Origin of the sequence: Streptomyces sp. NBC_00775 (assembly GCF_036347135.1) — a bacterium.
Taxonomy (GTDB): Bacteria; Actinomycetota; Actinomycetes; order Streptomycetales; family Streptomycetaceae; genus Streptomyces; species Streptomyces lutosisoli.
Map to the genome: position 1 here is coordinate 1,879,987 of NZ_CP108938.1, position 13,422 is coordinate 1,893,408.

At 70.2% G+C, this 13,422-nt stretch carries 14 protein-coding genes and 1 pseudogene; 4 read left to right on the forward strand and 11 right to left on the reverse strand.

Going from position 1 to position 13,422, the window contains the following annotated elements:
- Nucleotides 1–33: 33 nt before the first annotated feature.
- A pseudogene (locus OIC96_RS08505) lies at nucleotides 34–788 on the reverse strand (transposase family protein).
- Nucleotides 789–904: 116 nt separating this feature from the next.
- Complete coding sequence (locus OIC96_RS08510; protein WP_406502293.1) at nucleotides 905–2,143, reverse strand: MFS transporter; 1,239 nt, start codon at nucleotides 2,141–2,143, stop codon at nucleotides 905–907.
- On the opposite strand from OIC96_RS08510, the gene OIC96_RS08515 reads away from it, so the two are divergent.
- Both OIC96_RS08515 and OIC96_RS08520 read left to right on the forward strand, forming a co-directional pair.
- Nucleotides 2,053–2,541: a hypothetical protein gene (locus tag OIC96_RS08515; RefSeq protein ID WP_330308469.1), complete on the forward strand. Its 489-nt coding sequence runs from the start codon at nucleotides 2,053–2,055 to the stop codon at nucleotides 2,539–2,541. The two genes, OIC96_RS08510 and OIC96_RS08515, sit on opposite strands and share 91 nt — an antisense overlap.
- Before the next feature lie 122 nt (nucleotides 2,542–2,663).
- On the forward strand, nucleotides 2,664–3,689 hold the full coding sequence (locus tag OIC96_RS08520; RefSeq protein WP_330308468.1) for a chitinase: 1,026 nt from the start codon (nucleotides 2,664–2,666) through the stop codon (nucleotides 3,687–3,689).
- Nucleotides 3,690–3,746: 57 nt separating this feature from the next.
- Here the strand turns inward: OIC96_RS08520 and OIC96_RS08525 are convergent, their stop codons facing one another.
- From OIC96_RS08525 to OIC96_RS08545, 5 genes are all read right to left on the reverse strand, one after another.
- Complete coding sequence (locus tag OIC96_RS08525) at nucleotides 3,747–5,219, reverse strand: SulP family inorganic anion transporter (RefSeq protein WP_330308467.1); 1,473 nt, start codon at nucleotides 5,217–5,219, stop codon at nucleotides 3,747–3,749.
- 78 nt (nucleotides 5,220–5,297) lie between these two features.
- Nucleotides 5,298–5,912 (reverse strand): carbonic anhydrase, encoded by a 615-nt coding sequence (locus tag OIC96_RS08530; RefSeq protein WP_330308466.1) that lies wholly within the window; start codon nucleotides 5,910–5,912, stop codon nucleotides 5,298–5,300.
- Nucleotides 5,913–6,054: 142 nt separating this feature from the next.
- Nucleotides 6,055–6,441, reverse strand: a complete 387-nt coding sequence (locus OIC96_RS08535) for a hypothetical protein (RefSeq protein WP_330308465.1) — start codon at nucleotides 6,439–6,441, stop codon at nucleotides 6,055–6,057.
- Between the two features lie 124 nt (nucleotides 6,442–6,565).
- Nucleotides 6,566–7,240 carry a response regulator transcription factor gene (locus OIC96_RS08540; protein WP_330308464.1) on the reverse strand — a complete coding sequence of 225 codons (675 nt, stop codon included), beginning with the start codon at nucleotides 7,238–7,240 and terminating at the stop codon, nucleotides 6,566–6,568.
- Nucleotides 7,237–8,445 (reverse strand): sensor histidine kinase, encoded by a 1,209-nt coding sequence (locus tag OIC96_RS08545; protein WP_330308463.1) that lies wholly within the window; start codon nucleotides 8,443–8,445, stop codon nucleotides 7,237–7,239. Before OIC96_RS08545 ends, OIC96_RS08540 begins: the two co-directional genes overlap by 4 nt.
- A gap of 290 nt (nucleotides 8,446–8,735) precedes the next feature.
- Between OIC96_RS08545 and OIC96_RS08550 the strand changes: the two genes are divergently transcribed.
- Together OIC96_RS08550 and OIC96_RS08555 are read left to right on the forward strand one after the other, a co-directional pair.
- A complete protein-coding gene (locus OIC96_RS08550; protein ID WP_330308462.1) occupies nucleotides 8,736–9,479 on the forward strand; it encodes an ABC transporter ATP-binding protein in 744 nt (247 codons plus the stop codon).
- Nucleotides 9,480–9,497: 18 nt separating this feature from the next.
- Entirely contained in the window at nucleotides 9,498–10,238 is a 741-nt protein-coding gene (locus OIC96_RS08555) for a hypothetical protein (RefSeq protein WP_330308461.1), read from the forward strand.
- A gap of 241 nt (nucleotides 10,239–10,479) precedes the next feature.
- Here the strand turns inward: OIC96_RS08555 and OIC96_RS08560 are convergent, their stop codons facing one another.
- From OIC96_RS08560 to OIC96_RS08575, 4 genes are all read right to left on the reverse strand, one after another.
- Nucleotides 10,480–11,181, reverse strand: coding sequence for a methyltransferase domain-containing protein (locus OIC96_RS08560; RefSeq protein WP_330308460.1), 702 nt, complete (start codon nucleotides 11,179–11,181; stop codon nucleotides 10,480–10,482).
- A 399-nt stretch (nucleotides 11,182–11,580) separates the two neighbouring features.
- Entirely contained in the window at nucleotides 11,581–12,351 is a 771-nt protein-coding gene (locus OIC96_RS08565) for a class I SAM-dependent methyltransferase (RefSeq protein ID WP_330308459.1), read from the reverse strand.
- Nucleotides 12,348–12,692: an FAD-dependent oxidoreductase gene (locus OIC96_RS08570; protein WP_330308458.1), complete on the reverse strand. Its 345-nt coding sequence runs from the start codon at nucleotides 12,690–12,692 to the stop codon at nucleotides 12,348–12,350. The genes OIC96_RS08565 and OIC96_RS08570 overlap by 4 nt, the downstream gene beginning before the upstream one ends.
- A gap of 129 nt (nucleotides 12,693–12,821) precedes the next feature.
- Nucleotides 12,822–13,412: a hypothetical protein gene (locus OIC96_RS08575; protein ID WP_330308457.1), complete on the reverse strand. Its 591-nt coding sequence runs from the start codon at nucleotides 13,410–13,412 to the stop codon at nucleotides 12,822–12,824.
- Nucleotides 13,413–13,422 lie beyond the last annotated feature (10 nt).

The following is a 13,422-nucleotide window of genomic DNA, read 5'->3' on the forward strand; positions in this document are numbered from 1 at the left end:
CCACCCGTGACCGGCATTGAGGCTTTTCCATCCTCACGTTGATGCGCGGTGAAGGACGAGGACCGCCTTCACGATGTCGGCGATCCGGGGTCGTACTGCGCGGAGTTTTCGCAGGAGGCGTCAGCCCTTCAGGAGGGCCATGGCCTGTTCGCCGACGCAGCGGATCTTCGTGTGGGTGGTGTTGTGGCGCCGCCTCCACAGCTTGAGCCGACGGCCTCGAAACGGTACGTGGACCGGATGTCCGGCACCTTGGTACGCCTTGTCAGCCCAGCACTTGAGCCGTTCGGCCGCGACCGCGTCGATGATTCCGTGGCGTCCGGCGGCCGTCAGGTCATGGGCCGAGCCGGGCAGGGCAGGCGAGGCGCACAGCAGACGGCCGAACGGATCGGTCAGGCCCTGGACTTTCATGCCGTGGCGTTTGTATTTCCCTGCAGTACGTGGTGTCGGCGGCGATCCGGTCGATCGGCAGGAGGGTGCCGTCCAGGATCACGAATGCCTTCTTCCCGGCCGTGTCGGCGCCCTCGGCCAGGCTGGGAGCGCGGGCGGGACAGGAAGTCGACGGCCTCGGGGATGTAGCGGTAGACCGTGGCGACGCCAATACCGAACCCGGCGGCGAGCCGGGCGTAGTTGTCACCGCACCGCAGATGAGCCAGGGCGAGCAGGGCCTGTCGGTCGGCTGCCGGGCGTCGCCACCACGTGCCGATCTCGCGTCATCGCACGGCCAGTTGCCCGGTCAGGTAGCGCAGGGTGCGGCTGGACAGGTCGATCGCCGACGGGTGGACAAGCACGCGAAGCTCCTGGCAGCACGGTGGATCTTGGTCGTGACACCGTGCTGCCAGGAGCTTCTTCGTTCCGCTGGACCTGTCCAACTCGTGCTCAACGCAGCCAGGTTGGAAAGGAATCTTTACGTGCGCGAATCCGACGGACGCCGCCGAGGCAACCGTTTACCGGCAAGAGAAAGCCGCGAGGCGCTTGCGGATGAGGCGGCGGCCGTGACCGCCGCGGCAAGGGAGGCGACGGAGAGCACGGTGAACAAGTGCGGGTAGCCGCCCAAGGTCTCGGCGAGACTCGCACCCGCCCAGGGCGCGATCGCTGCGGCGACAGTTGCGGGTGCGGCCAGTAGGCCGGAGAGCTTGCCGTAGTGGGTGGCACCCCAGCGATCAGTGACGGCGGTGGCTTGAAGGAGCGTGAGGTTGCCGCGGACCATGCCGGCGGCGACGGCCAGAACCACGAGGAGGGGGTTGGGGCCGGGAGCCAGGCCCAGGGCGAGGGTGGTGACGCCGCCCGCGGCGATGAGGAGCACCGCGCGAGTGGCGGCCGTGGTGTGCCTGGCGAGACGTGCATACAGGGTGCGGCCCAGAGTCTGGCCTGCGCCGCCAAGTCCCAGGGCCCATGCGGCTGTTGTAGTGCTCGCGCCGCGTTCGGTCAGGAGCGGGACGAGGCAGATGACGACCGCGTAGACCGCGAATCCGGAGAGGGCGAAGGCGGCCGCGAGAAGAAGGAAGGGGCGTGACCGGGCGACCGTGTCCTGCTCGTCCGGCGAGGTGGCGTGGGTGGGTTGTTCCGGTGGCGGTGGCCATGGGGCGCGTAGGGCGAGTGCGTGTGCGGGGATGGTGAACAGGGCAAGGATCACGGCCAGGATCGCGTACGTGGTGCGCCAGCTGAAGTGGTCGGCGAGGGCGGCGGTGACGGGTGCGAAGACGGTGGAGGCCAGGCCGCCGGCCAGGGTGATGACGGTGAGGGCGCGGACGCGGTGCGGTCCCCACCAGCGGGTGACGGCGGCGAAGGCGGGCTGGTAGAAGGTGGCCGCCATCGCGGTGCCGGCGAGGAACCAGGCGGCGTAGAAGACCGGCACGTTGGGGGCAGCGGCGACGGCCAGAACGGCGGCCGCGGCGAGTACCGAGCCGCATGTCATGACCTTGTGTGGGCCACGCCTGTCGAGGACGCGGCCGATCGGAATGCCGGTGGCAGCGGAGACCAGCAGGGCCGCGGAGAAGGCGCCGGTCGCTGCGGAACGGCGCCGTCGCGGCGGCTTCGACGGTTCTCCTGGCCGTGTCCTGCGGCACGGACGACACACCGCCCCCGCCGCCCGCCACCACCTCGTCGCCCACGCCCTCCGAACGACCGCTGTCGCCCAAGGAATCGATCATCTCGTCCCCGGTCCCGACCGCAGCAGCCCCGGAAGACCCCGCTCGGGCCGAGGAGGAGATCCGCGAGTCCTGGGCCCGCTTCTTCAGCCCGGAGTCCTCGGTCGAGGATCGCGCGGACGTGGCGGAGAACGGAGGCCAGTACCAGCTGATGATCGAGGCGCTGGCCAAGGATCGGAAGAGTCGTCTCCTGCGGGTGCGTGTGGATTCGGTGACCTTCGTCTCCGACCTGCGCGCGAGGGTCGGCTACACCCTGTTCTCCGACGGCCGGAAGGTGGGGCCGGAGAACCCCGGGGAGTCCGTACGCCAGGACGACACGTGGAAGGTCACCGAGAAGACCGTGTGCTCCCTGACGAAGTACGGCACGGACGTGCCCCAGGCTCCGACCTGTTGAGCGCGCTCATATGCCTGAGCTATGGGCCCCCTGTCCGGACGTCACAGGCAAGTGTGCGAATCATGGTGCCTCGGAGCGAGCCCTTCGCTCCGACTCCGGACATCGGGAGCGGGTACATGCGCGTGAGGCGTTCTGTGAAGTCGGCCGTCGGGCTCACCAGCCTGCTGACCTTGGCCTGCACGGGCTGCTCGTCGGGCGGGGACGGTTCGGGGACCGCGGTCGCGGGCGGCGCACCGCAGTCGAGCGCCTCTGCGGCGACGAGCGCCTCGTCGCCCCCCTTCCAGCCGTACGTCAGCGCCACCACCGCCGCGGACACCGACTCGGCCGGCGCCCCGTCCACGTACAACCTGGAGTTCGTGCTCTCCAACGGCAGCAACTGCGCCCCGAAGTGGAGCGGCACCTACCCCATCACCAACTCCGCGGTGCGGTCCAGGATCTCCGCGCTCAAGGAGTCCGGCGCCGCGGTGCGCGTCTCCTTCGGCGGGGCGACCGGGACGGAACTGGCCACCGTCTGCGACAACGCGTCCGCGCTTGCCGCGGCGTACGGGAAGGCCCTGGACGCGGCAGGCTCGACCCAGGCCGACTTCGACGTCGAGGGCGACGCGCTGACCGACTCCGCCTCGATCGCCCTGCGCTCCAAGGCGATCGCGATCCTCCAGAAGGAACGCACCGACTTGAAGGTGTCCTTCACGCTCCCGGTCTTCCCGGACGGGCTCAGCGACGACAGCCTCGCCGTCCTGAACTCCGCGAACACCAACGCCGTCATGGTCTCCACCGTCAACATCATGGCGATGGACTACGGCACCTCGTACACCGGCGACATGAGCGACTACGCCATCTCCGCGGCCAAGGCCACCCACGACCAACTCAAGGACGTCTTCGCGCTCTCCGACGACAACGCCTGGCACGGCCTCGCCCTCACCTCGATGATCGGCGTCAACGATGTCGCCGGGGAGACCTTCACCCTCTCCGACGCGGCCCAGGTGCGGTCGTTCGCCGAGGACAAGAGCCTCGCCTGGCTGTCCATGTGGGCCACCTTCCGGGACAAGCAGTGCGACGAGACCGCCTCCGCCTCCGACGGGGCGTCGACCGACTGCAGCGGAGTCCAGCAGCAGGACGGAGCGTTCGCGGAGGCCCTGTCGGGCTGATGAGTCGGGGTGGTCTCCTCGCCCCGTGGCAGGGACGAGGAGACCGGTGGCCGGAGATCAGCCGGCGCGGATCACACGTACGGCTTGGCCGCTGTGCGCGTTGTGCTGGTCGGCCCAGCTCTGCAGGGCGGTCATGCACGCGTGGTCGAGATGGCGCAGGCCGGTGAGGTTGAGGTCGACGCTGCGGTCACGGGGCAGTTGATCCAGGGCGTCGAGGATGCGGGGCAGCCGGAGGAAGGTCGCGTTGCCGATCATGCTTATCCGCACCGGGCCCACGCCCGGGTCGGTGATCTCGACGTGGACGTGCGAGGTGTCCCACGCCGTCTTGGCCACGGCCAGGAGTAGTCCGATCAGCACGCCCTCGAACATGTTGGTGGCGAGGATCGCCAGCGCCGTCGCCAGCAGTACGACTGCTTCGCCGCGGTGCTCACGCCACAGCGGGCCGATCTCCTTCACCGGCAGCAGCTTGAACCCGGCGTGCACGAGGACGCCCGCGAGCGCCGCCGTCGGGATCACTCCGAGCGCGTCGGGCAGCAGCGCGGCGAACAGCAGGAGCCACACGCCGTGCAGCACTCGGGAGAGCTTGGTGCGGGCGCTGGCCTGGACGTTGGCGGCACTGCGCACGATCACCGCCGTCATGGGCAGCGCACCGAGCAGCCCGCAGACCGTGTTGCCCGCGCCCTGGGCCATCAGCTCCTTGTCGTAGTCGGTGCGCGGCCCGTCGTGCAGCCGGTCCACGGCCGCCGCGCTGAACAGCGACTCGGCCGACGCGATCAGCGTGAACGCGACGACGGTCCCGACCAGTCCGAGCTCCGCCAGACGCCCGAAGTCGGCCGAGCCGGGAGGCTGGACGGACGCCAGCAGACCGTTGACCTCCACGCGGGCGATCGGCAGATCGAACAGGACCGTGGCACCGGTCGCCGCGCCGACGGCGGCCAGCGGACCGGGCAGCAACTGCGCCTTGGCCGGCAGTTTCTTCCACAGCGTCATGACCGCGACCGCGGCGACGCCCACGGTCAGCGCGATGAGCCCGGAATCCGAGCCGAGGGTGTCCGCCGCAAGCCCGGGCAGTCCGGTGAGGTTGGCCGTGCCGCTGCCGGGTGCCTTGCGGTCGGCCAGGGCGTACAGCTGTCCGGCGATCAGGACGAGGCCGATGCCCGCCAGCATGCCCTGCACCACGGACAGCGAGATGGCCCGGAACCAGCGTCCCAAATGCAGTGCGCCCAGGAGTAGTTGCAGGAGCCCACTGGCCAGCACGATGACACCGAGGGCGGCGAGGCCGTAGTCGATCACGGCGGCGTACACGAGGACGGTCAGGCCGGCCGCCGGGCCGCTGACCTGGAGGCTGCTGCCGGGCAGCAGGCCGGTGACCAGACCGCCGACGATGCCCGTGATCAGGCCGAGTTCGGCCGGGACGCCGGAGGCGACGGCGACGCCCACGCACAGGGGCAGGGCGACGAGGAAGACCACGAGGGACGAGGTCAGGTCGGTGCGCAGGGCGCGCCGGAGAGCGGAGATGTGGGGGTTCATGGCGTTCTTTCGCGTCAGAGAAGGAACGTCGCGCGGAGCACGACCGGAGTGGAGGGGTGTGGGGTCTCTCCGGTCGGTTCACAGGGGCTTGAAGGTGTCGCCGCCTGCCGGGCAGGTCAGGACCTCGCCGGTCTCCACGGTGTAGTACCAGGCGTGCAGGCGCAGTCGTCCGGCCGCGAGGCGACGGGCGACGGCGGGGTGGCTGCGCAGATTGCCGAGCTGGGTGAGCAGATGGCGTTGGGCCGCGGTCGTGGAGTCTTCGCCGAGCCCACGGCCCTGCCATGCTCCGTCACCGTCACCGTCGGCACGGTGCCGTGCCTGGGTCAGCCAGTGCCGTACGAGCGGCATGGTCTGCACGCTTCGCTCGTCCAGCAGCCCCTTGACGGCGCCGCAGTGCGAGTGCCCGCACACCACGATGTCTGGCACGCCGAGGGCCATGACGGCGAACTCGATGGTGCCCGCCACGGCGCAGGCGGCCTGGGGCCGGTGGGGAGGAACGATGTTCCCGGCGGTGCGCAGTTCGAAGATCTCGCCCGGGCGGGCGCCGGTGAACAGGGCGGGGATCACCCGGGAGTCGGAGCAGGCGATGAACAGGGCCTGCGGCTGCTGGCCGTCGGCCAGCCGGGCGAAGGCGTGCCGGTTCTCGGCGGCCTTGGCGGGGAACGTACGGGCATGCTCGATGAGGGTCTGCATGATCGGCCTCGTGTCTCTTCGTGGAGGTGACGGCGCGAAGAGGGCGTGCCGGGGCGGCCCGACGGGCACACCACCGCGAGCGGTGGCGAAGACACCGGTGGAATGCGGAGGGTGAGGCGTCGGGAAGGCGGCACGCTGCCGATCAGCAGCGGAATATCTGCAGCGTGCTCAGAGCGGGTGTCATCCCTGAGGAAGGGGCGTGGGACTCTCTCGCGGTCCCCGAACATGACGGTCCGTCGAGTGTGCCGAGGCCGACGCCCGCCGTGGCGTCGGCAGACGCCGGGGGAGCCGCAGGACAGAGATCCCTGGAGGGCCGCATCGCTGCCGGGTCACCGCTCTGTTCATGAGCGGTCGGTGCCTGCTGCGACCGGACCCCGGACGCCGTCACGGTGAGCTTCCTGGAGTCGTACTCGGCGGCGACCGGCGCAGCGGCGAACACCACCCGTGCCACGCCGTGGTGCAGCACGCCGAAGTGCAACAGCATCACCGCGGCCAACAGCACGGCCGCCGCGGTCAGTCGTCGCACCATCAGGAAACCTCGCCCTCTCCAGAGGGTGATCGAATCGTTGTCTGCAGCCGGATTGTCATCCTGCCCGGCCCAGCGTAAGCAAAAAGTCAAAGGATCACCGTCACGAGTGACCCGTTCGGGCGAGCTACGCCGATGTGGCGAGGCCGCTGTGGTGGGCGAAGACGACGAGTTGGGCGCGGTCGCGGGCGCCAACCTTGATCATGGCGCGGTTCACGTGCGTCTTGACGGTGGCGGGGCTGAGCACGAGCTGAGCGGCGATCTCGTCGTTGGACAGGCCGGTCGCCACGAGCGTGGTGATCTGCCGTTCCCGGTCGGTGAGCGCCTCCAGTCCGCGGCGGGCCGTCTCATCCATGGGCTGTGGCGTGGCGGGGGTGGCGAGGAAGCGGCTGATGAGGCTTCTGGTGGCGGCAGGGGACAGCAGCGCGTCGCCGCGGTTGACCGTGCGGATCGCGTGCAGCAGCTCTTCCGCGTCGGCGCTCTTGCCCAGGAAGCCGCTGGCTCCGGCGCGCAGCGCCTCGAAGACGTATTCGTCAATCTCGAAGGTGGTGAGGATCAGGACTTTCACCCCGGCGAGGTCCTCGTCCCCGGTGATCAGGCGGGTCGCCGCGAGGCCGTCGAGGACCGGCATGCGGATGTCCATCAGGACCAGGTCCGCGCGGGTGGCCTTGGCCAGGCGCACCGCCTCGCGCCCGTCGCCGGCCTCGCCGACCACCTCCAGGTCCGGTGCCGGTTCGATCAGGGCTTTGAAGCCGGTGCGTACCAGGGGCTGGTCGTCGGCGATGACTACGCGGATGGTCACGGGCGGTTCTCCGCAGCGAGGTCGAGAGGCTGGTAGGGCAGGGCCGCGGCCACCTGGAACGCACCGTCCGCACGCGGGCCGGCACTGAAGTGCCCGCCGAGGGCCAGCACCCGTTCGCGCATGCCGACGATGCCGTGCCGGCCGGCGGAGCCGACGGGCCGCGGGACATCGCCCGGGCCGCCCAGATCGTCGACGGTGATCCGCAGTCGGTCGCTGTCGTAGGTGAGGGTCAGTCGGGCCCGGCGCGTGTCGGAGTGCTTGTAGACGTTGGTCAGCGACTCCTGGATCACCCGGTACGCAGTGAGATCGGCGGCGGGGGCGAGCGGAACGACGGCCCCCTCGATGCGGCGGTCGATGTCGAGGCCCGAAGCGGTCAGTGAGGCGAGCAGGTCCGCGAGTCCGTCGAGACCGGGTGCGGGGATGGCGGTGGGGGCGATGGCGTCGCCGGGCTGCCGCAACAGGCTGACGGTGTCCCGCAGTTCGCCCAGCGCCCTGCGACTGGCGGACTTCACGTGGCCGATCGCCTCGCGCGCCGATGCGGTGTCCTGGTCCAGCGCCTGCCCGGCGACATTGGACTGCACGCTGATGAGGGCGAGTTGGTGTCCCACGGCGTCGTGCAGGTCGCGGGCGATGCGCAGCCGCTCCTCGGCGATCCGGCGTCGGGCGTCCTGCTCCCGCTCACGTTCGGCGCGGGACGCACGGCCCTCGGCCTCGGCCAGGTAGGCCCGTCGGTTGCGGGAGGAGTCACCGGCGGCGATCGCCAGGCCGCCCAGCGCGATGAACGCCAGGTTCTGCGGGCCGAGCAGCGCCGGTCTGTGCACAGCGTGCACGAGGGCCAGCGCGGCCACCGCCCCGCTGCCGAGGAACAGAGCCCGTCTGCGCTCGACCATGTCGGCGACGGTGTACAGGGCGATCAGCGGCGCGAGCAGGATCAGTACCCCGCTGTCACTGCCGCTCTCCACGAGGAACACCTCCGCGGCCGGCGCGCTGACCGCGAGGGCCACCAGAGGGCGCAGCCGCCGCACGGCCAGCGCCCCACAGCCCAGCGCCGCGGCGACGGTCGCGACGGACCAGTCGCCTCCGGCCGAGCGGCCCGTGAACGCGGTCACCAGGGTGGCGGCGAACACGGCCAGAGCCACCACCGCGTCCGCCACGTGCGCATGCCGGCCGACGGCACGGCACAAGTGGGCGAGGGCGGTGGTCATGCCTCAACGATAGGAGGCCGCACCGCGTGTGCCGTCCGCCGTGCGCGGCAATCGGGGCTACCACGGACGCGGTAGCCGACCGCCCGCGCACCGCGAACGCGGTAGCCGCTCTTACCGTGCCTGTCCGACGACGCACGGCGACCGTCCCGAGAGGGTGGTGACGCGGCGCCCGGTGCCGGGCGCCCGAGCGACATCCGTGACACGACGAAGGGGCGACCCCCGATGCACACCACTTCACCACCTGCTCGGCTTCCGGATCGCCGTACGTTCCGCACGCCCCGGAGGGCACGATGAGCAGCGGCATCACCGTCACCGGCCTGACCAAGCGGTACGGCACGGTGACCGCGGTCGACGGCCTGACCTTCGAGGTCGAGCCCGGCACGGTCACCGGGTTCCTCGGACCGAACGGCGCAGGGAAGACGACGACGCTGCGCATGCTGCTCGGCCTGGTGACACCCACCGCGGGCAGGGCCCTGATCGACGGGCGTCTTTACGCCGAGCTGAGTGAGCCGCGCCGAACCGTCGGCGCGGTCCTGGAGGCGACCGGCTTCCACCCCGGCCGCCGCGGCCGCGACCACCTGCGGATCCTCGCGAGCGCGGCCGGAATCCCGTACACGCGGGTCGACGAGGTCCTGGAGCGGGTCGGTCTGGCCGACGCCGCCGACCGGCGGGTGGGCGGCTACTCGCTGGGCATGCGCCAGCGCCTCGGCCTGGCCTCCGCTCTGCTGGGCGACCCGCGCGTGCTCGTCCTCGACGAACCGGCCAACGGCCTCGACCCGGCAGGTATGGCCGAACTCCGGGACTTGCTGCGGGAGTTGGCTGCCGAGAGCCGCACGGTCCTGATGTCCAGCCACGTACTGAGCGAGGTGGCTCAGACCGTCGACCGCGTCGTCATCGTCGCCGACGGGACGCTGCGCTACGCGGGCCCGCTGACCGACCTGACGCACGCGCAGGGAGAAACACTCGAAGCCGCGTTCCTCCGGCTCACGTCGGCCTCGGACTCCGGTGCCGCGGCAGCGTCGGCCCGCAGCTGAGTACAAGGAGCAAGCGACATGTACACCCTGATCCGTACCGAGGCACTGAAACTGCGCACGGTCCGCAGCCCCTGGCTGCTCCTCGCCGCCTCACCCCTGCTGGTTGTCGCGGGCACCAGCGGCCTGGTCGTCTCCGGCAGCAAGCCGCTCGACGCGACCGCGCAGAGCCAGGCGCTCGCCCACGTCGGCCTGGCCTCGCTGTTCACCCTGGTGTTCGGGATTCTCGCGGTCGCCGGCGAGTACCGGCATCAGACGATCACCGACACCTATCTGAGCACTCCCGCACGCGGGCCCGTCATCGGAGCGAAGCTCCTGGTGTACGCGGTCCTCGGCGCCCTGGCCGGGGTGGCCGCGGCGCTGGTGGGCGTCGTTGTCGCGGCGGTGTGGTGGGCGGGCAAGGGCGCCTCCTTCGGCTGGGCGGACGCGCAGATGTGGACGACGATCGGCGGCGGCATCGCCTGGAGCGCGGCGTTCGCCGCCATCGGTGTCGGCGTCGGCGCGCTGGTCCGCAACCTCATCGGCGCGATCGCCGCCGCCCTGGCGTGGGTCGCTCTGGTCGAGGGCATCGTCGGCCAACTCCTTGGCGACCTCGCCCGCTGGCTGCCCTTCAACGCGGGCCAGGCCCTAGGCGCCGCCGCCGAACCCATGATGAGCAACGACCTGCTGCCCCGATGGGGCGGCGCCGGAGCCCTGGCGCTCTACACGCTCGTGTTCGCGGTGCTCGCCGTCACCACGAGCATGCGACGCGATGTGTCCTGACCCGCGCGGGAGCCGCACGGCGGCGGCACCGCCCGGCTCCCGGCACTGCGATCGTGTCCGGCATGCCGAAGCTGTCCCGCCGCTGCTGCGGGATGTGGGTGTCTCATGGTCGGCGACGTATGTGCGGCCCAGGGGCGATGGACCGGCCGGCCAGTGGTTGGCCGGTTCCCGGGGGAAGCTCGGCCAACCACTCGCGGAGGCAGACGTCCCGGGGCCCGATCGTCCCGGAATACCGCCGTGCTTACGCCCGCCGGAACACGAGCAGTTCGGTCCGCCCGCCGCTGAGCGGTACGAAATGGCCGCCCAATAAGGACAGGCCCCGCTGAGCCAGGCGCTCGATAAGCCATGAGCGCGAGATCATGCTGTAGAGGGTTGCCCCGCTGGTGACCCAGTTCTCGGTCATCTCGTCATCGAGGCAGTCCTCGTTCACCACGTCGAACGCGACGATCCCGCCCGGGCGCACGACCCGGGCCATTTCGTCGAGGTAGCCGATGGTCACGACCAACGGGAGGTAGACGAAGACCTTGTGGGCGTGCGCGAGATCCACCGACCCGGTGGGGGTGGCGCTCAGTGTGTGCCCATCGGCGGGTTGCAGGACCACGTTCGGCAGCGACCTCAGACGGGGCAGCCAGTCCTCCGCTGTCTCGTAGATCTCGTAGGTGTCCGGGTAGGTGGAGATGATCATCCGGGCCGCGTACCGGCCCGACCCCGCGCCGATCTCACATACGCGCTCCACCTTCTCGCGGAAATCCGCCAGCCTTAGTAGGGCGTCCACGGTCTCCACGGTCGCGCCGGGAGCGGCGCTGTAGTGGTCGATGTAGTCCTCGACGGACATTCCCGCCCGACGGGCCGCGGCTAATGTCTTGCGGGCGGACAGGAACGGCTGGATCGCCGGGTCATCGCTGTGCCCACGGACCATCTGCACCCCAAAGGGACGCAACACACGGTTCACTCCCCCGCGAGCTGTGGCCAGTACAGACATATGTACCTCCATTACGAAGTTCGTCGATTTTTGCGGGGCCACGCAGGGAGAGCGGGGACGTGAGCCGGCCCGTACCGCTGAGCCGGGAACTTCACGCCACCCCGCACCTGGAAGCCCCTTGCAACGCACCAACAAACCCCCGCGCGCGACTTCGCAATGACGCCGCAAGCCAACTGCGTGCGAGTCGAGAGGCGTTACTGGGCGCATGCTCCGTCACGGGCCTTGTCGAGGATTTGCTTTGACGTTGGCGCGTGACGGGTCAGCGGCGCTGATGGGGACCGGCGGGGACATGTACGCCGAGCCTCAGATGCTCCACGTGACAAGTCCCCCGCCGGTTGGCAAGCGGAAGCCTGCTGAGGGTCAGGCCGTCTTTCTGAAGACGAGCACCTCCGTGTAGGCGACGCCGAGGGGCGCCAGGAAGCTGGCCTCAAGGCTGCAGCCGAGGTCCGCGAAGAGGTCCACGCACGTCCGGCGGGGCACGGCGGCCGGGAAGGAGTCGTGCCCCGCGCCGCCCTTCGTCGCCCAGGTGCGCATCGCGGCGGGGTCCAGGCAAGTCTCCGTCATGACGTCGAAGACGATCCGGCCACCGGGCCGCGTGACACGGGCCATCTCGAAGAAGTAGCGGGCAGCGCCGAGGAAGGCCAGGGTGTTGAAGACCTTGTGGGCCTGGACGAGGTCGACACTGTTGTCCGGTGTCGCGTCGAGGCTGAATCCTGTCACCGGCTGGGCGACCACGCCGAATGTGTCCACCAGGTAGTCGGCCCAGGGCGCTGCCGTCTCATAGATCTCGTAGCGGTCCGGCGAACACTCCTCCAGCGTCTTCTCCAGGTACCGACCGGAACCGGGGCCGATCTCAAGCACCGTCTCCGGCTTCGCGGCGAAGACGCCGAGGGTCCGTAGTTCGTCGACGGTGGACCGGGTGGCGCCAGGCGTCCCGTTCATGACCTCGTCGATGTAGTCACCGACCGACAGACCGGCTGCCCGCGCGGCCCGCATCGTCGGCTCGAACGGGATGAAATCGTCCACTCCACCCCGGTTGTTGGTGCTGCGCACGATGTCGAACCCAGCGCGCTCCAGGAGCCGCTTCACCCCGGACTTCACCGCTGACCTTGCCTTGCCTGCTGCCGTCATCGGTTCCGCCCTTCCCGGGCCGCCAGCGCCTCCGTCTGGGACCTGGTGTAGTAGAGCCCCGGAACCGAGATGCCGAAACCGGCGTCCAGGCGGGGACAGACGGCGGCCGCCAGGACGTGCTCGGTGCACAGCGTGTACGTACGGCCCTGAACGAGCACGGACGTGCTCGGCGAGGACTTGGGCAGCATGCCCTTGGGCATGTTTCGGTCCCAGTCCACCTTGGGTGGGCCGAAGGCGCGGACCTTCAGGCCGCGCCCCTTCAGGTGCACTGCAGTGGACAGGCCGTGCGGGCCCGCCCCGATCACCACGACGGGCGCGAGCGCGCGCGTCGCACGAGACATGCGAGTCAAAAGACTTCCCCCCTGACGCGGGACTCGCGCGGAGCCCGCGTACCGGAAATGGCGAACAGAACCGTCCTCGACAGGGACGGGTGAAGACACCGGAAGCCGTACGGGTACCGTGGTGACAGGTCAGGCGGCGGCGTACGGCAGGGGAAGACACGGCGGGCCGCGGCGCACCACCGCGCCGGCCAGCAGAACCGACGCCGGGGGAGCCCGCGTCGGCCCGGAGCTCACGCGCCAGGCAGCGCCGAACTCTGTTACCTCATATGGGGTGCAGCAAGGAGCCAGGAGTCGGCGCAGCAGCGCGCGCAACGCGCACCACTCCTCCTCGGCTGCGTACAGCACGCGACGCCAACTGTTGTCGAGCCCGTGCAACAGGACCGCGCACAGCAGGGCCAGCACGATGTGGCCGACCACCACACGCCACCCGGCAAGAACAGCAGACGGCAGCAGTGCGTGTACGCGGAACGTGACAGAGCTGTCGGCAAGGACAAACCAGTACCCGACGGCGGCCTGGCAGCCGAACGCCAACACCACCTGCATACCAAGCGACTTGTCGCCCCCGGCACCAGGCAGCGCTACGGCGAACAGGAAACACGCCGCCAGCACCTTCACGAGCCGGGACGGGCTCGACTCGAAGGCCAGATCATGAACAATCACCGTGACAACGGTCCCCAGCACGGAAAACAACCCCGCGCGGGCAGCGGCCACCACCGCCACAGGCGGCACA